Origin of the sequence: Streptomyces sp. NPDC001914, from assembly GCF_042891215.1 — a bacterium.
Taxonomy (GTDB): Bacteria; Actinomycetota; Actinomycetes; order Streptomycetales; family Streptomycetaceae; genus Streptomyces.
Genome location: NZ_JBIASW010000005.1, coordinates 228,515 through 252,090, shown reverse-complemented (window position 1 = coordinate 252,090; position 23,576 = coordinate 228,515). Strand labels below are relative to the sequence as shown.

Annotated in this window: 19 protein-coding genes; 5 read left to right on the top strand and 14 right to left on the bottom strand. The window is 72.3% G+C overall.

Annotation, left to right across the window (positions count from 1 at the left end; genetic code table 11):
- Nucleotides 1-352 precede the first annotated feature (352 nt).
- Nucleotides 353-1,015: a response regulator transcription factor gene (locus ACFYYF_RS16720; RefSeq protein WP_365479060.1), complete on the top strand. Its 663-nt coding sequence runs from the start codon at nt 353-355 to the stop codon at nt 1,013-1,015.
- A gap of 135 nt (nt 1,016-1,150) precedes the next feature.
- Here ACFYYF_RS16720 and ACFYYF_RS16715 read toward each other — a convergent pair whose 3' ends face one another.
- A complete protein-coding gene (locus ACFYYF_RS16715; RefSeq protein WP_388776190.1) occupies nt 1,151-2,707 on the bottom strand; it encodes a protein kinase in 1,557 nt (518 codons plus the stop codon).
- A gap of 304 nt (nt 2,708-3,011) precedes the next feature.
- Here ACFYYF_RS16715 and ACFYYF_RS16710 point away from each other — a divergent pair, with 304 nt between their 5' ends.
- Complete coding sequence (locus tag ACFYYF_RS16710) at nt 3,012-4,628, top strand: protein kinase (RefSeq protein WP_388776187.1); 1,617 nt, start codon at nt 3,012-3,014, stop codon at nt 4,626-4,628.
- A 197-nt stretch (nt 4,629-4,825) separates the two neighbouring features.
- Here the strand turns inward: ACFYYF_RS16710 and ACFYYF_RS16705 are convergent, their stop codons facing one another.
- Complete coding sequence (locus ACFYYF_RS16705) at nt 4,826-5,368, bottom strand: bacterial proteasome activator family protein (RefSeq protein ID WP_037614800.1); 543 nt, start codon at nt 5,366-5,368, stop codon at nt 4,826-4,828.
- A gap of 228 nt (nt 5,369-5,596) precedes the next feature.
- Between ACFYYF_RS16705 and ACFYYF_RS16700 the strand changes: the two genes are divergently transcribed.
- Nucleotides 5,597-6,460: a hypothetical protein gene (locus ACFYYF_RS16700; protein ID WP_388776183.1), complete on the top strand. Its 864-nt coding sequence runs from the start codon at nt 5,597-5,599 to the stop codon at nt 6,458-6,460.
- A 369-nt stretch (nt 6,461-6,829) separates the two neighbouring features.
- Here the strand turns inward: ACFYYF_RS16700 and ACFYYF_RS16695 are convergent, their stop codons facing one another.
- From ACFYYF_RS16695 to pdhA, 7 genes are all read right to left on the bottom strand, one after another.
- Nucleotides 6,830-7,810 carry an NAD(P)H-quinone oxidoreductase gene (locus ACFYYF_RS16695; RefSeq protein ID WP_365479047.1) on the bottom strand — a complete coding sequence of 327 codons (981 nt, stop codon included), beginning with the start codon at nt 7,808-7,810 and terminating at the stop codon, nt 6,830-6,832.
- 30 nt (nt 7,811-7,840) lie between these two features.
- Complete coding sequence (locus ACFYYF_RS16690) at nt 7,841-8,947, bottom strand: potassium channel family protein (protein ID WP_388776181.1); 1,107 nt, start codon at nt 8,945-8,947, stop codon at nt 7,841-7,843.
- Between the two features lie 67 nt (nt 8,948-9,014).
- The gene (locus ACFYYF_RS16685) at nt 9,015-10,499 is read right to left on the bottom strand and encodes a molybdopterin molybdotransferase MoeA (protein ID WP_388776178.1); all 1,485 of its coding nucleotides are present in this window, start codon (nt 10,497-10,499) and stop codon (nt 9,015-9,017) included.
- Nucleotides 10,496-11,551 carry a DUF6457 domain-containing protein gene (locus tag ACFYYF_RS16680; RefSeq protein ID WP_388776175.1) on the bottom strand — a complete coding sequence of 352 codons (1,056 nt, stop codon included), beginning with the start codon at nt 11,549-11,551 and terminating at the stop codon, nt 10,496-10,498. Before ACFYYF_RS16680 ends, ACFYYF_RS16685 begins: the two co-directional genes overlap by 4 nt.
- 80 nt (nt 11,552-11,631) lie before the next feature.
- Nucleotides 11,632-13,197, bottom strand: a complete 1,566-nt coding sequence (locus tag ACFYYF_RS16675) for a dihydrolipoamide acetyltransferase family protein (RefSeq protein ID WP_388776760.1) — start codon at nt 13,195-13,197, stop codon at nt 11,632-11,634.
- On the bottom strand, nt 13,197-14,201 hold the full coding sequence (locus tag ACFYYF_RS16670; RefSeq protein WP_361688455.1) for an alpha-ketoacid dehydrogenase subunit beta: 1,005 nt from the start codon (nt 14,199-14,201) through the stop codon (nt 13,197-13,199). Before ACFYYF_RS16670 ends, ACFYYF_RS16675 begins: the two co-directional genes overlap by 1 nt.
- Nucleotides 14,198-15,367, bottom strand: a complete 1,170-nt coding sequence (gene pdhA, locus ACFYYF_RS16665; protein WP_388776172.1) for a pyruvate dehydrogenase (acetyl-transferring) E1 component subunit alpha — start codon at nt 15,365-15,367, stop codon at nt 14,198-14,200. Before pdhA ends, ACFYYF_RS16670 begins: the two co-directional genes overlap by 4 nt.
- A gap of 174 nt (nt 15,368-15,541) precedes the next feature.
- Here pdhA and ACFYYF_RS16660 point away from each other — a divergent pair, with 174 nt between their 5' ends.
- The gene (locus ACFYYF_RS16660; protein WP_382783426.1) at nt 15,542-16,042 is read left to right on the top strand and encodes an Lrp/AsnC family transcriptional regulator; all 501 of its coding nucleotides are present in this window, start codon (nt 15,542-15,544) and stop codon (nt 16,040-16,042) included.
- A gap of 213 nt (nt 16,043-16,255) precedes the next feature.
- Here the strand turns inward: ACFYYF_RS16660 and ACFYYF_RS16655 are convergent, their stop codons facing one another.
- Both ACFYYF_RS16655 and ACFYYF_RS16650 read right to left on the bottom strand, forming a co-directional pair.
- Nucleotides 16,256-16,846, bottom strand: coding sequence for a TetR/AcrR family transcriptional regulator (locus tag ACFYYF_RS16655; protein WP_361688449.1), 591 nt, complete (start codon nt 16,844-16,846; stop codon nt 16,256-16,258).
- Entirely contained in the window at nt 16,843-18,357 is a 1,515-nt protein-coding gene (locus ACFYYF_RS16650) for a 3-hydroxyacyl-CoA dehydrogenase (RefSeq protein WP_388776169.1), read from the bottom strand. Before ACFYYF_RS16650 ends, ACFYYF_RS16655 begins: the two co-directional genes overlap by 4 nt.
- Before the next feature lie 148 nt (nt 18,358-18,505).
- Here ACFYYF_RS16650 and paaN point away from each other — a divergent pair, with 148 nt between their 5' ends.
- A complete protein-coding gene (gene paaN, locus ACFYYF_RS16645; protein ID WP_361688443.1) occupies nt 18,506-20,221 on the top strand; it encodes a phenylacetic acid degradation protein PaaN in 1,716 nt (571 codons plus the stop codon).
- Nucleotides 20,222-20,243: 22 nt separating this feature from the next.
- Here the strand turns inward: paaN and ACFYYF_RS16640 are convergent, their stop codons facing one another.
- From ACFYYF_RS16640 to ACFYYF_RS16630, 3 genes are read right to left on the bottom strand one after another with little or no spacing between them, the layout of a single operon-like run.
- Nucleotides 20,244-20,993 carry a TrmH family RNA methyltransferase gene (locus tag ACFYYF_RS16640; RefSeq protein WP_388776166.1) on the bottom strand — a complete coding sequence of 250 codons (750 nt, stop codon included), beginning with the start codon at nt 20,991-20,993 and terminating at the stop codon, nt 20,244-20,246.
- Entirely contained in the window at nt 20,990-22,222 is a 1,233-nt protein-coding gene (locus tag ACFYYF_RS16635) for an HTTM domain-containing protein (protein ID WP_388776164.1), read from the bottom strand. Before ACFYYF_RS16635 ends, ACFYYF_RS16640 begins: the two co-directional genes overlap by 4 nt.
- Nucleotides 22,219-23,361 (bottom strand): DUF5819 family protein, encoded by a 1,143-nt coding sequence (locus tag ACFYYF_RS16630; protein WP_388776162.1) that lies wholly within the window; start codon nt 23,359-23,361, stop codon nt 22,219-22,221. The genes ACFYYF_RS16635 and ACFYYF_RS16630 overlap by 4 nt, the downstream gene beginning before the upstream one ends.
- Between the last annotated feature and the right edge of the window lie 215 nt (nt 23,362-23,576).

The following is a 23,576-nucleotide window of genomic DNA, read 5'->3' as shown; positions in this document are numbered from 1 at the left end:
GCGGTTCGAGCTCGGGAGAGCGGCTCGCCTGTTCCGGCACCCGGGCACGGGGTGGGTGCCACTCGGCCGGGAACAGGCGTGACAGGTGCCCCGGCGAGCGCCCTGCAACTGCCACGTTACCCAGTGCTTCACATTTCTGTGAAACCCCTCCTGACCTGCGATTTTGATAGGAAATCCAAGTACTTGGAAACGTGGATTTCCTACTAGATCGAGCAGATCGGAACAGTTGCTGGTCACAGCACTGGTCACAGCCTTGCAGGGGGCCGGAACCCTGGCACGTTATCCCGGCCACCCCGGGCTCGGGAAGAGTTCACCTGGGGCAATGCCGATGGGCGTGTGTGAGACTGACAGCGTGCGTGAAATCGGGAAAATCACGGTATTCCTGCTCGATGACCACGAAGTGGTGCGCCGCGGTGTCCACGAACTGATCTCGGTCGAGGACGACCTCGAAGTGGTCGGGGAAGCCGGTACCGCGGCCGACGCACTGGTACGGATCCCGGCCACCCGCCCGGACGTGGCCGTCCTGGACGTGCGCCTCCCGGACGGCAGCGGTGTCGAGGTCTGCCGTGAGGTCCGCTCCGCGAACGAGGACATCAAATGCCTCATGCTGACGTCGTACGCCGATGACGAGGCCCTGTTCGACGCGATCATGGCGGGCGCCTCGGGCTATGTCCTCAAGGCCATTCGCGGTCATGAACTGCTCGCGGCCGTTCGGGATGTCGCGGCCGGGAAATCGCTGCTCGACCCGGTGGCCACCGCGCGTGTCCTGGAAAGGCTGCGGGACGGCGGCACCCGGGACGAGGGCCGGCTCGCCCGGCTCACCGACCAGGAACGCAGAATCCTCGACCTGATCGGCGAAGGGCTCACCAACCGCCAGATCGGGGAGCGACTGCACCTCGCCGAGAAGACGATCAAGAATTACGTGTCGAGCCTGCTGTCCAAACTGGGAATGCAGCGCCGGTCGCAGGCGGCCGCCTATGTGGCCCGCAAACAGGCGGAACAGCGGAACTCCTGAACGATCATGGGTCTGTGATCGGGAGCCTGCACCAGGAATCTGTGAACAGCGGCTCGTGATCAAAGGCTCGTGAACAGAGGCTGGTGATCACCACACTCCCGGGTCCGATACGCGTACGGACCCGGGAGGACCGGATCAGGGCCCGTCGCCCGCGTCGGGGGACTCGGTCCCGGCCGGCGCGCTGCTCTCCGGCTCGTCCGTCGGCGACGCCGGCGTGGTCGGTGCCGCCGTGGTCGGCGCGGTCTTCGTCGGCTGGCCCGTCGGCTGGTCCGGCGTCTCCGGGGTGGTCGCGTTCTGGGACGGCTCGTACGACGGGGGGTAGTCCGTGGTGTCGCCGGTGTTGGTCGAGTCGTCCGAGGTGCCGTCGTCCGTCGACTGCTCCGTCGTGTCGTCCGTGGGCTGCTCGGTGTCGTCGTCGTTCCCGCTGGAGTGCGAGACGGTCGGCGTCGGCGTGGTGCCGGTCCCCGAACCCGTGCCGTTGCCCATGTTGTGGAGCGCGAGCCCGACACCGCCGGCGATGGCGATCAGCGCGAAGAGCGCGAGGATCCACAGCTTGCCGCGGCCACTGCCCCGGTTGCCGTGCCCCTCGAAGCCGCCGTCGTCACCGGCCCCGTAGGGCGGGATGAGCGGCGCCGGGATCTGCGTGGTGCCGTAGTCGCCCGGGTGCGGCAGCGAGGCCGTGCCGACGAAACCGGCTCCCTGGCCGTGCGGCCCCTCGTGCATGGTGACCGGGCCGGTGTTCCAGGTGCCGGTGTGGCTGCCCTGGTCGTACAGCATCTGGAGCGCGTACTGGACGAGTCCGCGCATCTCCTCGGCGGTCTGGAACCGGTCGTCCGGATCCTTCGCGAGGGCACGCATGACGAGCCCGTCGAGCTCCGGCGGCACCTCGTGCGAGACCTCCGAGGGAGGCATCGGGATGTCCTGGACGTGCTGGTAGACCACCGACAGCGGGGTCTCGCCGGTGAACGGGGGCCGCAGCGCGAGGAGTTCGTAGAGCAGACAGCCGGTCGCGTACAGGTCGGAGCGGTGGTCGACGGCCTTGCCGAGCGCCTGCTCGGGGGAGAGGTACTGCGGGGTGCCCATGACCATGCCGGTCTGGGTCATCGTCGACTGCGCGCCGTGCAGGGCTCTCGCGATGCCGAAGTCCATCACCTTGACGGCGCCGGTCTCCGTGATGATCACGTTCGCCGGCTTGATGTCGCGGTGCACGATCCCGTGCTGGTGCGAGTAGGCCAGCGCCTCCAGGACTCCGGAGACGATGATCAGCGCCTGCTCGGGGCCGGGGGCCTCGGCGTTGATCAGCAGGTCGCGGATCGTGTGACCCTCGACGATCTCCATGACGATGTACGGGACGACGCCGTGCCCGACCACGTCCTCGCCGGAGTCGTACACGGCCACGACGGCGTGGTGGTTGAGCCCCGCGACCGACTGGGCCTCACGCGTGAAACGGGCCTTGGACACCGGGTCCTCGGCCAGATCGGCACGGAGCAGCTTCACCGCCACGGTCCGTCCCAGGCGCACGTCCTCGGCGGCGAACACCTCGGCCATGCCGCCCCGGCCGAGCCGGTGTGTCAGCCGATACCGGCCGTCGCCGACCAGCCCGCCGTTACCCCACATCTCCGGCGCATCTGACATACCGCCGCCAGTCGCCTCGGGGTCGGACGGGCCCTGAGCGCGCTGCTGCTGTGCCATCAGTCCTCGCCGTCGTTTCTGCCCGCGGTCTGCGCGGTGGTTGTTACGGTCTCCGTCGGGCCACGCTACAGGCTCCACGCAGGCCGCCGGTCCGGGATGAGCGTGAGACGGACCGGCCGTCCGTCCGCCGGAGGCCCGTCCGTGCAAATTCCGTGTACCGGCCGTACGTCACCTGTAACGCTTCCGCGACGCTTCTTTCTCAGACGGTCACGGAACGGGCACCGAGCTTGACGTGTCCGTGCCCTCGGGCAGACTTGGCCCGGAATAAGCCAATCGATCACCGATGCCGCGGGGGACGCAGAAGATGAGCCAGGACGGCGCACAGGGCCGCTACGCGGGGCGCGCGGTCGCCGGTGGCCGCTACCAGTTGCGCGATCTGCTCGGCGAGGGCGGTATGGCCTCGGTGCACCTCGCCTACGACTCGGTGCTCGACCGGCAGGTCGCGATCAAGACGCTGCACACCGAACTCGGCCGGGAACAGGCCTTCCGCGAGCGCTTCCGCCGTGAGGCCCAGTCGGTGGCCAAGCTCACGCACACGAACATCGTCTCGGTCTTCGACACCGGCGAGGACGACCTCGACGGCATGACGACGCCGTACATCGTCATGGAGTACATCGAGGGCAAGCCGCTCGGCTCGGTCCTCGACGCGGACATCCAGCAGTACGGCGCCATGCCCGCCGACAAGGCCCTGAAGATCACCGCGGACGTCCTGGCGGCCCTGGAGATCAGCCACGAGATGGGCCTGGTCCACCGGGACATCAAGCCCGGCAACGTGATGATGACCAAGCGCAACGTCGTCAAGGTCATGGACTTCGGCATCGCCCGCGCCATGCAGTCCGGCGTCACCTCCATGACGCAGACCGGCATGGTCGTCGGCACCCCGCAGTACCTCTCCCCCGAGCAGGCGCTCGGCCGGGGCGTCGACGCGCGGTCCGACCTGTACTCGGTCGGCATCATGCTGTTCCAGCTCGTCACCGGGCGGCTGCCGTTCGAGGCGGACTCCCCGCTGGCCATCGCCTACGCGCACGTCCAGGAGGAGCCGGTCGCGCCCTCCTCGGTCAACCGTTCGCTGCCCCCGGCCGTCGACGCGCTGATCGCCCGCGCGCTGAAGAAGAACCCGAACGAGCGCTTCCCGAGCGCCGAGATCATGCGCGACGAGTGCCTGCGGGTCGCCCAGTCGTTCCAGGCCGCCGCGCCGAACATCGTGCCGGGCGCCCAGACGCCGAGCGGTTCGGGCGTCGGCTCCGCCGTGTTCCCGCCGGTCGACCAGGGCACTCCGGCCCCCGGCCCCGTGCAGACGCCGTACCAGCCGCACCCGTACGGCACGCCGGCTCCCTCCCCGGCCTACGGCTACCCGCAGCAGGGCGGCTACCCGACGCCGCCGCAGACCGCCGCGTACTCCGGGCAGCACGGCGTCTCCACGCCTCCCCCGTACAACCTCTCGCCCCAGGCCGCGGGCGGCCAGGGCGGCGCCAAGAGCAACAAGCCGGTCGTGGTCGGCTCGGTCCTGGTCTCGCTCATCGCCATCGGCGGTCTGATCACGGCGCTCACGCTGAACGGCGGGAGCGACGACGACAAGGGTGGAGGCGGCCACAGCACCGCCAGCTCGTCGGCCACCGCGGCCGAGGGGCACAAGGGCCCGGACACGTCGAAGACGATCGACACCGAGAAGTGCACGGACCCGACGGAGTCCTACAACGACCCGAAGAAGATCGAGGTCCCGGACTTCCACTTCAAGAACCTCAGCTCGGTGAAGTCCTGTTTCCAGGCCGCCGGTTGGCGGATGAAGATCACGCGGGTGGACGAGAACACGTACGGCGAGGACACGATCATGGACCAGTTCCCCTCCGCCGGTGACGACGTCGACCCCAAGAAAATGCCCGAGATCGAGCTCAAGGTGTCCTCGGGTGATCCGTCCTAGCGACCCCGGGCACCTACGGGACGCGGAATCCGGACGCGAAAGCGGGATGCGAAGCGGGACGCGGAGACAGGACGTGGAATCGAGGACGGGCCCGGCACTTGAGTGCCGGGCCCGTTTCCTGTCGGTGGTGACCGCACGCCGCCGGGGTGACGGGGCGGTGGCTCGATGACCGCGTGACGACGCGGCGACCCGCGCGGTTACAGGTACGGCCCGCCCGAACGGCCTCCCGTACGGGGGTCCTCGTCGCCCTCCAGACCGCCGACACCCGGCGGCAGCGCACGGCGCATCTGCTCCAACTGCGCCCTGGCCGCCATCTGCTGGGCGAACAGGGTCGTCTGGATCCCGTGGAAGAGCCCTTCCAGCCAGCCCACCAACTGAGCCTGCGCGATCCTCAGTTCGGCGTCGCTGGGAGTCCCCTCGTCCGTGAAGGGCAAGGAGAGCCGCTCCAGTTCCTCCACGAGCTCCGGAGCGAGACCGTCCTCCAGCTCCTTGACGGAACTCGCGTGGATCTCCTTGAGGCGGACCCGGCTGGCCTCGTCCAGAGGTGCCGCGCGCACTTCCTCCAGCAGCTGCTTGATCATGCTGCCGATGCGCATCACCTTGGCGGGCTGTTCCACCATCTCCGTCACCGGGATCTCTCGGGAGTCCTCGTCCCCGGTGCCGCCGAGCGCCATCCCGTCCTGTCCGACGACCAGGATCTGAGGGTTCTCGGGCGACCGTTCGTTCCTCGGCATCTCCATGCCGCCATTCTCTCGCACCCACGTACTCCATCACGGTGGTGCCCCCCGTACACGGTGATCCACCACCTACGTCGCACCAGTTGGCGAAGTGAGGGGGCGGAACGGCCTCTGAAGTGCGCGAATGACGTCACTTTCTGTCGAGATGCCGGGATCACGACGTCATGTGAGGCTGGTTCCGTCGATCACGGCACCCGTCTTGGCGAACCGTTCCGGGAGGGGGTCACCGACGTGACTCCATGGCTGAGCACCCTGCCCACGGCCGGACTCCTCACGGCCGCCCTGCTGACCGGCGCCGCCCCCGTCACCCACGCCGCTCCGGTGGTCTCCGGGAGCTTCTCGTTCGCGGCCGCGGCCGGGTCCGGAGGCCTCACCTCCGCCCCGGCTCACGCATCCACCGCGGGGCACGCCTCCACCGCGGGGCACGCCTCCACCGCGGGGCACGCCTCCACTGCCCTGGCCCGCTCCGGGGACCTCGGGCCCACCGCCGGGGCCGGCCGCAGGGGCGGCTCGGCCGCCGTCTCACGGGACCCCTCGGATCCCGTCGGCACCTCACCGGTTCCGCCCGCCGGCGGCGACGGCTCGGCCTCTCCCTCCACAGGGGTGACCACCACACCCGCCCCGTCCACCACACCCACTCCGGGGTCCGGATCACCGCATCCGTCACCTGGACGGACCACCCCGCCCGTTCCCTCCGGCCAGGGGCCCACCGCCTCGGACGCGGCCGGTCCCACGGCCTCCGATCCGGTCCGTCCCACCCCTACGGCGGACCCCTCCCGCGCGGGCAGCTACGCGGGCCAGGGACGCGACCGGCCCGGCCGCGCCGAGCCGGTCACTCCGGACGGACAGGACAGCCAGGACCCGGACAGTCCTGACCTCCAGGACACGGCCCCCGCCGCGGACACCTCGATCACGGAGCCGAGCGAGACCTCGGACCCCTCGGGCGACAACGCGGCCCCCGTCCAGCAGAGCGTCGTGGGCCCCGGCTCCACGCCCGACGGAGACCTGGCGATCCTGCCGCTCGGCAGCGGCCTGATCCTCATCGGCCTGGGCCTCGGCCTGGCCTTCCTGGGCCTACGAGCCCGCAACCCCTGAGCCACCCTCCGGAAACCGGGCCGTACCCGACCGCTGAACCGGCCCCTGGGAACCGGGCGGTACCCGGCCGCTGAGCCGGCCTCCGGAAGCGGGGCGGTACCCGACGGCTGAGCCGGCCTCCGGAAACCGGGCGGTACCCGACCCCTGAGCCGGCCTCCGGCAACCGGGCCCTACCCGCGACCGCTGAACCAGCCCCCGGAAACCCGGCGGTACCTGGCCCCTGAGCCGCCCTGCGGAGCCTGCGGGTGCGCGCCCGGCCGAGCCTGGGCCCGGAAACCCGCCTGTACGCGCATACGGGGCGGGGCGCGATCGCCGGACCGCGCCCCGCCCCGCCTCAGCGGCACCGCCCGCCGCGGGCGAGCTCGCCCCCTAGGGGGCGATGAGCAGCACCTTTCCGATGTGGCTGCTCTCCTCCAGCACCCGGTGCGCGTCCGCCGCGTCGCTCATGGGCAGCTCGCGGTCGACGACCGGACGCACATGGCCGGAGTCGAGCAACGGCCACACGTGCTCACGCACGGCCGCCACGATCGCCGCCTTCTCGCCGAGCGGCCGGGCCCGCAGCGAGGTCGCGCTGATCGCGGCACGCTTGGTCAGGAGAGCGGCGATGTTCAGCTCCGCCGTGACGCCGCCCTGCATGCCGATGATGGCGAGCCGTCCGTTGACGGCGAGGGCACGCACGTTCCGGTCGAGGTACTTGGCCCCCATGTTGTCGAGGATGACGTCCGCGCCCGCCCCGCCGGTGGCCTGCCTGATCTCCTCGACGAAGTCCTGCTCCCGGTAGTTGATCAGGATGTCCGCGCCCAGCTCCGCGCAGAAGTCGAGCTTCTCCTTGGTGCCCGCCGTGACCGCGACCTTCGCGCCCACGGCCTTCGCGAGCTGGATCGCCATGGTGCCGATGCCACTGGAACCGCCGTGCACGAGCAGGGTCTCGCCGGGACGCAGGTGGGCGACCATGAAGACGTTCGACCAGACGGTGCAGGTCACCTCGGGCAGTGCCGCCGCCTGACGGAGCTCCAGCCCCGCGGGCACGGGCAGCAACTGTCCGGCCGGGACGGCGACCTTCTGGGCGTATCCGCCGCCCGAGAGCAGCGCGCACACCTCGTCGCCCACCGACCAGCCGAGAACACCCGGGCCGACCGCGGCGACGCGCCCCGAGCATTCGAGTCCGGGGTAGGGGGAGGCGCCGGGCGGCGGGTTGTACAGACCCTGCCGTTGCAGCAGATCGGCACGGTTGACGGCGCTCGCCACCACCTCGACCAGCACTTCGCCCTCGGCCGGCACCGGATCGGGCACCTCGTCCCAGACCAGCGCCTCGGGCCCACCAGGTTCAGGAATCGTGATCGCGTACATGAGAAGGACGCTACTCCTGGAAGGTGCCGCCTACTCCCGCGGCAGGGGCCGAATGTCCGTCGCCTGCCGCGGGCTGTACGAGACCCGGACGATCGTGATCAGCCGGTCCGTCAGCTCCAGCGCTGCGGCGTCCGGATCGTCGTATCCGAGGACGCGGTGCCCCCGTACGACGCTGACCACCAGGTCGGTGGTGTCGCGGGCGCTCATGCCCACCTCCGCCTTGGTGACGGGCCGCTCCACGATGTCGAGCCCGCTGCCCTGATGGATCAGGTCCTCCATCACCATGCCCGCGGCGGGGCTGAGCACGGAGAGACCGAGCAGCCGGCCCGCGGCGCTGGCACTGGTGATGACCGCGTCGGCACCGGACTGCCGCAGCAGCGGCGCGTTCTCCTCCTCGCGGACGGCGGCGACGATCTTCGCCCCGCGGTTGAGCTGCCGTGCCGTCAGAGTGACCAGGACCGCCGTGTCGTCCCGCTGGGTGGCGATGATGATCTGCCGTGCCCGGTGGAGCTCGGCGCGCATCAGGACATCGCTGCGCGTGGCGTCCCCGATCACCCCCGCGTACCCCTCGGCCGTGGCCGCGTCGACCACCCTGGAGCTCGGGTCGACGACGACGACCTGCTCCTTCTTGAGTCCGCTCGCGCAGACGGTCTCGATGGCCGACCGCCCCTTGGTCCCGAACCCGACAACGACGGTGTGATCGCGCAAAGCCGCCCTCCAGCGGTTCAGTCGCCACTCCTCACGGGTGCGTTCCGTGAGGACCTCCAGCGTGGTGCCGACCAGGATGATCAGGAACAGCACCCGCAGGGGCGTGATGACCAGGATGTTGACGAGCCGGGCGATGTCACTGGTCGGGGTGATGTCGCCGTATCCGGTGGTGGAGAGGGTGACCGTCGCGTAGTAGAAGGCGTCGAGCATGTCGACGCTGCCGTCGGAGTTGTCGGTGTAGCCACCGCGGTCGACCCAGACGATGAGCGCGGTGAGCACGAGCAGCAGCAGCGCCATCGACAGCCGCTTCGCCACCTGCCGGATCGGCCGCTGCACGACCTTCTGCGGCAGCTTCACCTGGTAGGTCACGAGGTGTTCGTCCGCCTGGCGGGCGATCGTGTCGTCGCCCGGAAGTTTCACGTGAAACACTCCCCGCTCGGATTCATGCCGCTCAGGCCCGCGACCGGCTCGGCCGGGCCCCACCCGGCCCGCCGGCTCAGGCGAAGCACGCGTCGATCCCCGTGACGGCCCACGGCAGATCGATGAGGTCCAGCTCCTGCCCGGCACGGGCGCCGCCCGGCGGTACGACCGCGAGTGCGTCGGCGGCGGCGATCCCGCGCAGCATCGCCGGACCGTTGTAGTGCAGCGGCGCGGCCCGTTCGCCGCGCAGCGAGACGGGGATGAGCCGGGTGTCGTACGGGTGCCCCTGCACGGCCTCTCCGAGCGGCAGCGTGTACGGCTCCGGGGCCGCGCGTCCCGCCAGCGTGCGCAGCAGCGGCTCGGCGAGCGTGAGCAGCCCGGAGACGGCGGCGAGGGGGTTGCCGGGCAGGCCGACGAGGTGCTGGTTCTCCTGGGTGCGGGCCAGCAGCATCGGGTGTCCCGGCCGCACCTTGACGCCGTCCACGAGCAGTTCGGCGCCGATCCGGCGCAGGGTGGGGTGGACGTGGTCGACGGGGCCGCCCGCGGTGCCGCCGGTGGTGACGATCAGATCGGCCATGGAGCCGGTGATCGCCTTGTGCAGCGCCTCGGCGTCGTCGCCGAGCCGACGCACCGCGACGACCTCGGCGCCCAACGCCCGCAGCCACGGCGGCAGCATGGGACCGAGCGCGTCCCGGATGAGCCCTTCCCGGGGCAGCCCCTCGGTGAGCAACTCGTCTCCGAGGACGAGGACTTCGGCACGCGGGCGGGGGACGACGGCGAGCGTGTCGTAGCCGGCGGCCGCCGCTAGACCCAGCACGGCGGGGGTGACCAGGGCTCCGAGCGGCAGCAGTTGGTCGCCGCTGCGGCACTCCTGGCCGCGCGGGCGGATGTCCTGCCCGTGCGCGAGGGCCAGGACGCCCCGGGAACGGACGGGGGACGACTCCGGCGCGGCGCTCGCGTGCAGGCGTCCCTTGTCGTCGAGGTGGCCGTGTTCACTGCGCAGGACGGCGGTCGCGTCGCGCGGGACCCGTGCCCCGGTGGCGATCCGGACCGCCTCGCCGTCGCTGAGCCGCTCCGGTTCCGCGTGCCCGGCCAGCACACCGTCCTCCCGCACCTCCCAGGGACCGGGTCCGGCGACCGCCCAGCCGTCCATGGCCGAGGTGTCGAAAGGGGGGAGGTCGGTGAGCGCGGTCAGGGGAGCGGCGAGAACGAGGCCGAGGGAGGCGTCGAGGGGCACCGGGACGGGGGTACGGCGGGGCAGCGAGCGGGCGGCCCGCTCGGCGACGGTCCGGGCCTGCGGCCACGGCGTGGCCCGGTGCCGGCCGTGCTTGCCCTGACCGCTGTCCTGGCCGCTGTCCTGACCTCCGGGCGGCGGGACCGCCGCCGGGTCGCTCCCCTGGGGGCCGGGGACGGCACGCTCCGCCCGGCCGGGCTCGCCGAGCGGGCGGGCGCCCGTGCCCTTGACCAGGGCGAGCGCCTCCTCGACGTCGAAGTCGTCGTCCTGACCGTCCCGGCTGTCCTGGCCGTTCCGGCTGTCCCGGGTGGAGCGGGCGGCGGTCATCCGGCGTCCGGCCCGGTGGCGGACGTGGCCGGGCCGCCGGGCGAGGCGGTGTCCGGCGCGGCTTCGGTCGTGTCCTCGTCGGCCCAGCGGAGCGCGAGCGCGGCGGCCTTGCGGGCGGCTTCGGCGACCGCTTCCGGGCCTCCGCCGGCCCGGGCGGCCGCGTATCCCACGAGGAACGTGGTCAGCGGCGCGGCCGGCCTGGCGACGCCGTGCGCGGCGTCGCGTGCCAGGTCGAGCAGCGCACCGGTGTCGACGTCCAGGTCGATGCCCAGTTCGTCCTTGACTGCGGAAATCCATTCATCCAGCACGTGCCCATGCTCCCTGATGCGTGCTCGAGCGGCGGCGATGTCGCCCCAGGTGTCGCAGTCGAAGGACGCGACGGGTTCGGCGATGCGAGCGAGGTCGAGGGCGGCGACGAGCCGCCGCAGCGGCAGCCCGGTGAGGCTCCCGTGCGCGGCGGCGAGCACGCCCAGCTCGCGGCGCAGCGCGTCGGCACGGTAGACGGCCACCAGGGGCTGGTCCCGCCCCTCGGGGTCGACGAGGAGAACACCGTCGATCCGAACGCCGGGGTCTTCGGCACGGACGCCGGGTCCGGTGGGGGTCGGGTGGGATGCGCCCGAAAGGAGCGCGGGCTCGGGTGGACCGGCGGAGCGGAGGGTGTCCAGCAGGCGCCGGACCGTCTTCTCCTCCAGGAACGGCAGATCCGCCGAGAGCACGAGGACGTACGGCGCCGTGGTGTGCCGCAGCCCGGCGTCCAGGGCGGCGACCGGTCCCCCGCCCGGTGGGTCCTCGCGGGCCCACTCCACGGGCCGCGCGGTGGGTCTGGGCCCGGCCACGACCACCGTGCGGGTGGCATCGGCGCAGGCGGCCAGCACCCGGTCGAGCAGGGTGCGGCCGCCCACCCGCACACCGGGCTTGTCCTGGCCGCCGAGCCGGCGGGCGGCACCGCCCGCGAGCACGACGGCGTCGTACCCGGCGTCGGCGCCGGGGTCGCCCCGCCGGTCACGGCCGCCCGGCCGCCCGGTCGCGCCCTCGTGCTCGTACGCGGTCATGCCCCGAGTATGGGCGCCCGGGAGTCGGGTGCCACCCCCGGGGCACGGCCGCGGTGACCGGGGGTGGCCGGACCCGTGTCCTACAGAGTCCGCAGCAGCACGGCCGGCTGCTCCACGCAGTCCGCCACGTACCGCAGGAAGCCGCCCGCCGTACCGCCGTCGCAGACGCGGTGGTCGAAGGAGAGCGAGAGCTGGACGACCTGACGAACCGCCAACTCGCCCTGGTGGACCCAGGGCTTGGGGATGATGCGGCCGACGCCGAGCATGGCCGCCTCGGGGTGGTTGATGATCGGCGTGGAGCCGTCGACGCCGAACACGCCGTAGTTGTTCAGCGTGAACGTGCCGCCCGTCAGGTCCGCCGGTGTCAGCGTCCCGGTCCGGGCCGACTCGGTCAGCCGGGCGAACTCCGCGCTCAGGCCCTCCGCGTCCCGTGCGTGCGCGTCCCGCACGACGGGGACGACGAGCCCGCGCTCGGTCTGGGCCGCGAAGCCCAGGTGCACCTGGTCGAGCCGGACGATCTCGCGGGCGTCCATGTCGACCGTGGAGTTCAGTTCCGGGAAGCGGGCCAGCGCCGCGGTGCAGATGCGGGCCAGCAGTGCCAGCAGGGAGATCTTCGGGCCGCCGGCCGCGTTCATCACCCTGCGTGCCTGCATGAGCTCAGTCGCGTCGGCGTCCACCCAGCAGGTCGCGTCCGGGATCTCGCGTCGGCTGCGCGAGAGCTTGTCGGCGACGGCGCCACGCACTCCCTTGAGGGGGACGCGGACACCCGCCGGGGTCGTGCCCCGGGAGACGCCGGACGTGCCGGGCACCACCGACGCGATGTCCGCGTACGAGGTCACCTGGTCGTCCGTGCCGCCGAAGGCGGGCACCGCGGCGGGCGCGACCGGTGCGGTGCGCTGCGGCGCCGGGGCGGGGGTGGACCGCAGTCGACCGGTCGCCGCCGCGCGCAGCGCGTACTCGACGTCCGCTCGCAGGATGAGTCCTTCGGGGCCGGAGCCCTCCAGCTCCCGCAGGTCCACGCCGTTCTCCCGGGCGAGCCGGCGCACGAGCGGCGAGATGACCGGCACGGGGCCGTCGCCCCGCGATGGAGCGGCGCCGTTGCGGGCGCTGCGCGGCGCGTCCGGCGTGCCCGCCGCGGCCGACGGCGCGGCACCGGCGGGTACGGGGCGGTCCTGCCCGGACCGGGCGGGTGAGGGGGTGGCCGAGGGCGCCGGGGAGGGCGACCCGGCCGGTGCGGCGGTCCCGCCCGAGGGGCGCGCCCCCGGGGTGGCTCCGCCGGCGGGGCGCACCCGTCGGCGGCGCGCCGGAGGCGCTCCCGTGCCGTATCCCACGAGCACGTTCCCGGAGCCCTCGTCGCTCCGCTCGTCCGTGCCGGTCCCGCTGTCGTCGGCCGCGGCCGGGGCGCCCACGGCGACGGTCAGCAGCGGTGCCCCGACGGGCAGTTCGGTGCCCTCCTCGCCGAAGCGGGCGGTGACCACGCCGCCGTAGGGGCAGGGGACCTCGACCATCGCCTTGGCCGTCTCGACCTCGACGACGAGCTGGTCGACGGCGACGACGTCACCGACCTCCACCAGCCAGCGGACGATCTCCGCCTCGGTGAGCCCCTCCCCGAGGTCGGGGAGCTTGAACTCCAGCACCTGTGCCATCAGCTCTGCGCCTCCCATTGCAGACGTCCCACGGCGTCCAGGATCCGGTCGACGCCGGGCAGGTGGTGCCGCTCCAGCATCGGGGGCGGATACGGGATGTCGAACCCGGCGACGCGGAGCACCGGCGCCTCCAGGTGGTGGAAGCAGCGCTCCGTGACGCGGGCCGCGATCTCCCCGCCCGGTCCTCCGAACCCGCCCGACTCGTGCACCACGACCGCTCGTCCGGTCCGCCGCACCGACGCCGCGACCGTCTCGTCGTCGAACGGCACCAGCGAGCGCAGGTCGACGACTTCGAGGTCCCAGCCCTCGGCCCGCGCCGCCTCGGCGGCTTCGAGGCAGACGGGCACGGACGGCCCGTACGTGATCAGCGTGGCGCTCCGGCCGGGGCGCCGCACCACGGCGCGGCCTATCGGCTCAACGGCCGGCGGCTCGTCCGGGTTCCAGGAATCCTTCGACCAGTACAGCCTCTTGGGCTCCAGGAAGACCACCGGGTCGTCCGAGGCGATGGCCTCGCGCAGCAGTCCGTAGGCGTCGGAGACGGTCGCGGGCATGACGACATGAAGACCCGGGGTCGCCATGTAGTAGGCCTCGGAGGAGTCGCTGTGGTGCTCGACGCCGCCGATGCCACCGCCGTAGGGGACGCGGATCGTGATGGGCAGGGGCATCGCGCCGCGCGTGCGGTTGCGCATCTTCGCCACGTGCGAGATCAGCTGCTCGAACGCCGGGTAGGCGAACGCGTCGAACTGCATCTCGACGACCGGCCGCAGGCCGTACATGGCCATGCCGACCGCCGCGCCGAGGATGCCCGCCTCGGCGAGGGGCGTGTCCGTGCAGCGGTCGTCGCCGAACTCCTTGGCGAGTCCGTCGGTGACCCGGAAGACGCCGCCGAGGGTGCCGACGTCCTCGCCCAGGACGTGGACGGAGGGGTCGGCGGCCATGGCGTCGCGCAGGGCGCGCCCGAGCGCCTGCGCCATGGTGGCCGGTTTGAGGGCAACCGTGGTCATCGCCCGGCTCCTTCCGGGCCGTGCGGGCCCGCTCCGAGCGTGCCGTCCGCCTCGGCGTCCAGCTCCGCTCTCAGCTGGCTCTCCTGCTCAAGCAGTTGAGGAGTGGGGTGGGCATACACATGGGCGAACAGATCCATGGGGTCGAGCACCGGGTCCTGGTTCATGCGCTCGCGCAGGTCCGCGGCCATCGCCTCGGCCTCGTCGCGCACCGCCTGCAGGGCTGCCTCGTCGAGCAGGCCGCGCTCGGTCAGCTCCCGCTCCACCAGCGCGACGGGGTCGTGGGCGCGCCAGGTCTCGACCTCGGCGTCGCCTCGGTAGCGGGTGGCGTCGTCCGCGTTGGTGTGGGCGTCGATGCGGTAGGTCACGGCCTCGACGAGGGTGGGACCGCCGCCCGCGCGCGCGTGGGCGATGGCCTCGCTCAGGACCTGGTGCACGGCCAGCGCGTCGTTGCCGTCGACCAGGCGGCCCGGCATCCCGTAGCCGACGGCCTTGTGGGCCAGCGACGGGGCGGCGGTCTGCTTGGCGAGCGGGACGGAGATGGCGAAGCCGTTGTTCTGCACGAGGAAGACGACGGGTGCCTGCCACACGGCGGCGAAGTTCAGCGCTTCGTGGAAGTCGCCCTCGCTGGTGCCGCCGTCGCCGACCAGGGCGAGCGCGACCACGTCGTCGCCCTTGAGGCGCGCGGCGTGCGCGAGGCCCACGGCGTGCGGGAGCTGGGTCGCGAGCGGGGTGCACAGGGGCGCGATGCGGTGCTCGTGCGGGTCGTAGCCGGTGTGCCAGTCACCGCGCAGGAGGGTGAGGGCCTGGACGGGGTCGAGGCCGCGGGCGACGGCGGCGAGGGTGTCGCGGTAGCTGGGGAAGAGCCAGTCGCGCTCCTCCAGCACGAGCGCGGCGGCGACCTCGCAGGCCTCCTGTCCGGTGCTGGACGGGTACACGGCGAGACGGCCCTGCTTGGTGAGCGCGGTGGCCTGGACGTTGTACCGGCGGCCGCGGACCAGTTCGGTGTGCAGGCGGCGCAGCAGGGCCGGGTCGGCCTTGGCGGCCGCGTCGGTGCCGAGGACGCGGTGGGGCAGCGCGTCGGGCAGCAGCGGCGCAGGGTCGGTGCGGGGCTGCCAGGCGGGCGGCGGCGTGGGCCGGTAGGCCCCTCGCTGCTCCATGACCGTCATGACGGCACCTCCTCGTGGGAGCGGCTTCGGACGCGTCACGGGTGTGATGCGCCTCACCTACCGATTGTTCGGTCGCCGGCACATTTTGGCTACAGGCGCCGCCAGGCTGTGGACAAACGGTTCTGCGCAGCCTGAGATGGATGCAGTACGTCCATGGTAGGGAGGCGGGGGGACATGGCACCTGAACAAATGGCCGAGCCGCCGGAGGCGGGACCCTCCGTGCCGCCCGCCCGTCCGCTCGACGCGATCGACCAGGACATCCTGCACATGCTGCAGGCGGACGGCCGTGCCTCCATACGTTCCGTGGCCGAGCGGGTCCATGTCTCGCGGGCGAACGCCTACGCGCGGATCAACCGGCTCATCGAGGACGGGGTGATCCGCGGTTTCGGGGCGCGCGTCGACCACGAACGCGCGGGTCAGGGCACCTCGGCGTACATCACCCTCAAGATCGTGCAGAACTCCTGGCGCACGGTGCGGGAACGGCTGAGGGTGCTGCCCGGGGCCTCGCACATCGCCCTGGTGGGCGGCGACTTCGACGTCCTTCTGCTGGTGCACACGCCGGACAACCGGGCCCTGCGCGAACTGGTCCTCACCCGGCTCCAGGCCATCCCGGAGGTGCTCAGCAGCAGGACGCTGCTGGTCTTCGAGGAGGAGGACCTGGAACCGGAGGCCTGAGCCGCCGGGTCTCCCGGCCGTACAGCAGCGCCCGTGGACCCGGCGCGGCCGGGCATCGGGCGACGAGCGGTCGCCGGGGCCGGCACCGCCGTGCGCCGGGCTGAAGAGGCGCGCCCGGCCCGGCCACCGGCCCCCGCGCCAACGGCCCAGTCCACGCCACAGGCCCGCCCGCACCGCTGGCCCAGCCCGCACCCACCGGTCCCGCCGGTGGAATCACGGCTCCCGCCGGAGCCCTCCGAAGACCAGCACCACCACGGCGTCGGCCACTTCGCGCGCGCCCATGCCCCGCGCGTCGGGGCGGTACCACTCCACGAGCGAGTTGATCATTCCGAAGACCAGCCGGGTCGCGAGCCGGACCTCCACGTCGCCGCGCACGTCCCCGTCGGCGGCCGCGGCCTTCAGGAGCTCGGCGACCCTGTGGTCGAAGTCGCGGCGCCGCTCCAGGGCCCACCGCTCGGTGTCCGTGTTGCCGCGCACCCGCAGGAGCAGCGTCACGTACGGCAGCTCGGAGGTGAGCACCTCGACCATGCGCCGCACGACGTACTCCAGGCGCTCCACGGCACGTCCCACGCGCGCGGGTTCCTCGTCGAGGATCTCGAAGAGGCCGTCCAGCGCCCGGCTCACCGCGCGCCGCAGCAGCTCCTCCTTGCCCGAGACGTGGTGGTAGATCGACGACTTGGAGATGCCCGCCGCCTTGGAGAGGTGCTCCATGGAGGTGCCGTCGTAGCCGCGTTCGTTGAAGACCTGGACGGCGACGGAGAGCAGCGTCTCGGGGGTGTACGTGTCCCGTTTGGCGGTGGTCACCGGTCGCCCTCCCGCTTCTCGTTGGCGTACGCGTGGCGGTAGAGCGCCAGGGACGGGGCGTAGCGCCCGGAGGGGTCGCGCACGTGCAGTTCGTCCAGGAGGTCGTACGACCAGTTCACGCCGAGCCTGCGGCTCCACTCGAAGGGGCCGAGGGGGTAGTTGACGCCGAGACGCATCGCGGTGTCGATGTCCTCCTCGGTGGCCACGCCCTTGGCGACCGCGTCGTAGGCGAGGTCGACGATCCGGGCGACCGTGCGGGCGACGATCATGCCGGGGCAGTCGCCGATCACGCTGACGTCCTTGCCCAGCGCCTGGAAGAGGCCGATGGCCTCGGAGAGCGTCTGGGGAGCGGTGTCCTGGGACGCCGACAGGGCGATCCGGGTGGCCTTGCGGTAGTCGAGCGCGAGGTCGAAGTAGACGACGTCACGGAACTCGACCGAGGTCTGACCGTCGGCGAGGACCAGCTGGCCGCCGCTCGGCAGCACCAGGCGGGTGCCGTGGTCCTCCTCGTCCTCGCGGACCTGGATGCCCGCCTCGCGGATCAGGGCGAGGACGTCGGCGGCGGGACCCAGGTCGCCCTCGGCTACGACGTACGCGGGCGGCTGCGCCTTCTCCGCGGTGTGCGGCTCGGCGGGTTCGGCGCCGTCCCCGTGGTCGTACCAGCCGTGTCCCGTCTTGCGGCCGAGCCGGCCCGACTCCACGAGCCGGCGCTGGGCGAGCGAGGGCGTGAAGCGCACGTCCTGGAAGAAGGATCGCCACACGGAGTGGGTCACGGACTCGTTGACGTCCTGGCCGATCAGGTCGGTGAGTTCGAAGGCGCCCATCCGGAAACCGCCGGACTCGCGCAGGACGGCGTCGATGGTGGCGGGGTCCGCCGCCTGGGACTCGTGGACCGCGAAGGCCTCGGCGTAGAAGGGGCGCGCGATGCGGTTGACGATGAAACCGGGCGTGTCCGCGCAGGCGACGGGCGTCTTGCCCCAGGCGCGGGCCGTCTCGTACGCGCGCGTGGCCGAGGTGACGTCGGTCGCGAATCCGGAGACGACCTCCACGAGCGGCAGCAGTGGCGCCGGGTTGAAGAAGTGCAGCCCGACGAGACGGCCCGGATTGCGCAGCGGGCCGCCGATGGCCGTGACGGACAGCGAGGAGGTGTTGGTGGCCAGCAGGCAGTCGTCCCCGACGATGTCCTCGAGGTCGCCGAACAGCCGCTGCTTGACGTCGAGTTCTTCGAGCACCGCCTCGATCACGAGCGCGCAGTCCGCGAGGTCGGCGAGGTTCGCGGCCGGCTGGAGACGGGCGCGCGCCGCGTCCCGGTCGGCGCCGGTGAGCCGGTCCTTCGCGACGAGCCGGTCCAGACGGGCGCCGATCGCTTCGGCCGCCGCCGCGGCACGCCCGGGAGCCGCGTCGTAGAGCCGCACGGGATGGCCCGCCACCAGCGCGACCTGGGCGATGCCCTGGCCCATGGTGCCGGTTCCGACGACTGCCACGGGGCTGCCGAGGTCGAGTGCTGTCATGTGCGCGATCCTCCCGCACGCCGTTTTCCACAGATGCGGCGGACCCCCTTGTCCCGACCGATCGTTCGGTTACTCTAACCCTGACTGTCCATTCCTGCCCAGCTCGCGAGCTCGACGAGGAGCTCTTGAGACAAGGAGTTGGTCCTTGATGGCCGCCGAACTCACCGCGCACCAGTTGATCGCCAAGCACCGGCCGACCCTGGATCAGGCGCTGGAAGCGATCCGCACGCGCGCGTACTGGTCCCCGCATCCCGAGCACCCCAAGGCGTACGGCGAGCACGGCAGCCTGGGCATGGCCGAGGGCAAGGCCGCCTTCGACGCCCTCCTGGGCACCCGCCTCGACCTGGACCAGCCCGGCACGGACGACTGGGTCGGGGGCGAGGTGTCGCCGTACGGCATCGAGCTCGGCGTCACGTACCCGCACGCGGACATCGACACGCTGCTGCCCGCCATGCGCGCGGGGCAGCGCGCCTGGCGCGACGCGGGCGCCGAGATCCGCGCGGTGGTCTGTCTGGAGATCCTCAAGCGGATCAGCGACCGCACGCACGAATTCGCTCACGCGGTCATGCACACCAGCGGCCAGGCCTTCATGATGGCGTTCCAGGCGGGCGGCCCGCACGCGCAGGACCGCGGCCTGGAGGCGGTGGCCTACGCCTACGTGGAGCAGGTCCGCACCCCCGACACCGCGGAGTGGAGCAAGCCCCAGGGCAAGCGCGACCCGCTCGCGCTCACCAAGCAGTTCACGCCCGTCCCGCGCGGCATCGCGCTGATGATCGGCTGCAACACCTTCCCGACGTGGAACGGCTACCCGGGCCTGTTCGCCTCGCTGGCCACGGGCAACGCGGTCCTGGTGAAGCCCCACCCGCGCGCGGTGCTCCCGCTCGCGCTCACCGTGCAGGTCGCGCGCGAGGTGCTCGCCGAGGCGGGCTTCGACCCGAACCTGGTGGCGCTCGCCGCCGAGCGTCCCGGCGAGGGCATCGCGAAGACGCTGGCCACCCGCCCCGAGATCCGCATCGTCGACTACACCGGCTCCACCGCCTTCGGCGACTGGCTGGAGGCCAACGCCCGCCAGGCGCAGGTCTACACGGAGAAGGCCGGCGTCAACACGGTGATCGTGGAGTCGACCGCCGACTACAAGGGGATGCTGTCCAACCTGGCGTTCTCCCTGTCGCTCTACAGCGGCCAGATGTGCACCACCCCGCAGAACCTCCTGATCCCGCGCGAGGGCGTCTCCACGGACGAGGGCCACAAGTCCTACGACGAGGTGGTGGCCGATCTCGCGAAGTCGGTCGGCGGGCTCCTCGGCGACGACGCCCGCGCGAACGCCCTGCTCGGCGCCATCGTGAACCCGGACGTCAAGGCCCGTCTCGAGGCCGCCGCCGGTCTCGGCGAGGTGGCCCTGCCCTCGCGGCAGATCGACAACCCGGAGTTCCCGGGTGCCGTCGTGCGCTCGCCGCTGATCGTGAAGCTCGACGGCGCCCGCAAGTACTGGGAGAACGCCGGAAACGGCGACGACGAGGCCGCCTACCTGAGCGAGTGCTTCGGCCCGGTGTCCTTCGCCGTCGCGGTCGACTCGGCCGCCGAGGCCGTGGAGCTGCTGCGCCGCACCACTCGGGACAAGGGCGCGATGACCGTCGGCGCGTACACGACCGACGAGGCGTTCGAGCGCGAGGTGCAGGAGGCCTGCCTGGAGGAGTGCGCCCAGCTCTCCCTGAACCTCACGGGCGGGGTGTACGTCAACCAGACGGCCGCGTTCTCGGACTTTCACGGCTCGGGCGGCAACGCCGCGGCCAACGCGGCGCTGTGCGACGGGGCGTTCGTGGCGAACCGCTTCCGGGTGATCGAGGTGCGCCGGGAGGCGTGAGTCCCGGCGCCCGTCGGGCGCCCTACGCCGGTGCGCCCTCCGCGGTGCTCCAGTGGAACAGCGTCATGGCCACACTGGTCGCGAGGTTGTAGCTGGAGACCTGGGGGCGCATCGGCAGCGAGACCAGATGGTCGGCCCGGGAGCGCAGTTCGGCGGACAGCCCGCTGCGCTCCGAGCCGAAGGCGAGCAGGGCGTCGTCGGGAAGCTTCGTCCCCCGGATGTCCTCGCCCTCGGGGTCGAGCGCGAACACCGGGCCCGCGGGCAGTTCCTCCACGCTCAGGCGCTCCACGGCGGTCGCGAAGTGCAGGCCGGCCCCGCCGCGTACGACCGTGGGGTGCCAGGGGTCGAGCGTGCCCGTCGTGACCACGCCCGTCGCGCCGAAGCCCGCCGCGAGCCGGATCACCGCCCCCGCGTTGCCGAGGTTGCGCGGATTGTCGAGGACGACCACGGGCGCGGTCCGCGGCGCGCGGGCCAGCGTCTCCAGGTTGGCGGCGCGTGAGGGACGTACGGCGAGAGCCGCCACCGAGGTGGGATGCGGTCGCGGCACGAGTGCCGTGAACGCCGCCTGGGGTACCTCGGTCAGCAGCTCGCCGAGAGCGGCGCGCACGTCGGGGGCGAGTTCCGCGGCCAGTTCGAGGACCGCCGCCCTGTCGGTCGTGACGGCGACCGGGACCCGCGCCCCGAAGCGCACCGCGTGCTTGAGGGCGTGGAAGCCGTCGAGCAGGACGGAGTCGTCGCAGAGCTGGCGCCAGACACGTACCGGGTCGTTCATGCGGTGAAGCCTACGTGCGGCTGCGCCGCCTCCTCCGAAGCGTCCGGTCCGGGCTCCCGGGGCCCCGGAACGCTGCGGCCGCCGCCGGGAAACAGCCTGTCCCGCACGCGTGCCGCCCGTCCGCCCAGGTACCGCAGGAAGGACGTGGGCAGGAACACGGAGTCCGCGGCGATCATCGCGAGCGAGAAGAACGGCAGCCCGAGGACCACCGCGATCACCGCGTGCTCGGTCATCATGACCGCCAGCAGGACGTTCTTGACCCGCCGGTTGAACAGGGTGAAGGGGAAGGCGACCTGGGCGGCGACCGTCCCGTACGTCATCAGCATCACGATCGTGCCGTGCGCGGACATCAGGTCGGACAGCGCGGGCCACGGAGAGAAGGACTGCAGGTGGAGCGGGTAGTAGACGGCGGTGCCGTCCTGCCAGCGCGAGCCCTGGATCTTGTACCAGCCCGCAGTCGCGTAGATCAGGCACGCCTCGGCCATGATGATCATCAGAGTGGCGTTGTGCACGAGATTGCCGACGACGTCCAGCAGGACGCGCGGCTCCTGGGTGCGGGCGAGGCGGCCGGCGGCCCACCACAGCCCCTGCACCGCCCACAGCACCCAGAAGACCGTGAGCCAGCCGCCCAGGAACCCTCCGTCGATCCGTCCGGCGCCCGTCGCCACCGCCAGGACCGTCCCGAGCCCCGACCACAGCAGCGGCCCCGCCCGGTCGGATCCGGCCCACTCGCCGCGCGCGTACGCCTCGCGGACGAGGCGCTCCCGCCGCGCGTCGAGGGACCACACCTGGGCGCAGCGCGTGAACACCAGATAGATCGCCATCAGATGGAGGACGTTGTCCCCGCCGTCCCCGATGAAGACACTGCGGTTCTGCAGGGACAGCACGCCGATCATGAAGACGACGGACATCGCGCGGGTCCGCCATCCCACGAGCAGCAGGGCGGCGGAGAGGACGGCGACGGCGTAGACGGTCTCGAACCACACCCGGCCGTCGGACCACAGCAGGACCGTGAAGGCGTGGTTGTTCGCGACGAGCTGCCGGGCGAGGTCCCAGCTCCAGGGCGCGTCGGGCCCGTACATCTCCAGGCGGTGGGGGTACTCGCGCAGCAGGAACAGCAGCCAGGTGGCGGCGAGGCCGATCCGGACCACGGCGCTCTGGTACGGGCCGAGGGCGGACTCGGTGACCCGGGCGATGCCGCGCGCGATCGTCGAAGCGAATCGGTTCACCGGGCGCTCGCCTCCGTCCGCCCGTCCGCGCGGTCGCTCCCCGGAACGGTCCACCAGGGCAGTTCGCGGACGACGGGCCGGTCGGACACCTTCTCGTCGCTCCACCGGGGCGGCGGCACGTCGGTGGTGAGGGAGCGGAACTGGAGGCGTTCGACGACGGCGCCCTCACCGCCCGCGTGCTCGCGGTCGAGACGCAGGACACCGATACGGCGCAGGTACTGCTCCGAAAGGTCGCCGCGCAGGCCCACGGCACGGTTCTCGCCGTCGTGCGTACCCAGGTACAGGTCCCAGGCGCGGCGCAGTTCGTTCTGCTGCGTGTGGCTCGGCAGCAGGTTGCCGTCGATGTCCAGGGCGTCGAGCGCGGACAGGTCGTACCAGCCCGTCTCGCGGCTGATGCCGGCCTCGGTGCGCACCAGGGCGCGGACCTGGACCGCGATGTCCTGCTGCAGCGGGTTGGGGGCGAAGAGCTTCCAGTTCTGCTCGAACTCGGGGTAGATCCAGTCGTCGATCGCGCTGCCGTGCTGCTTGGTCACCGTGTTCGACGGCGCGACGTGCAGGAACACCATGCCGAGGTGCACACAGGCGACGACGGCGACGACGGCCAGGGCGAGGGCGGCGGCGATCTGCGAGGGCAAGGACAGGGCCGCGAGTCCCACGGGCGCCCCTCCCCCCGGACAGCCGGCTTCCTCGGGGTACTCCGGAAAGACCACCCCACCGGGCTCGGCACCGTCGAGACCCGCGGGTGCGGACGCGGGCTCCTGGGGGAGCGCGGGGTCGACGGTCGCGACCGTGGGCTCCTGAGAGGGGGCGGAGGCGACAGCCCCGGCTTCAGGGCTCTCGGGCTCCTCGGAGGCACTGACCACGTTCTTCTCAGGCGCAGCGGTGTCGTCAGGCGCACCGATGTCGGGTCCGGTCACCTCGGGCTCGTCGGATGCGCTGACCGCGTTCTTCTCGGGTCCACCGGTGTTCTCGGGCGCGCCGGTCTCGGGTCCGGCCGTCCCGGGTTCCGGAAGAGGCACCGCCTCGCCGGCCGGCCGGGGGCCGGGCAACGGCGTATCGCCGGTGACAGCGCCGGGCGCGCCCTCCTCGGGCGCGGCCGAACCCCGCTCCCGCTCAGAGCCCTCGTGCCTCGCGTCCATCCCGCCCCGATTCACGATCCCGGATCCGACTGCCTGCCGCCGGACTGCGGGCACCGTACCGCCACGTCGTACCGCGCCACGACGTGCGCAAGCGAACCGTACTCAGAGCCCGCCCTCCGGCACAGCCCCGTGTGTCACAACCCGCACGCCGGCACCCACGAGTCATCCACAGCGGTTGACACCGTACGGCGCTCGACCGACCATTGTTGCGAATG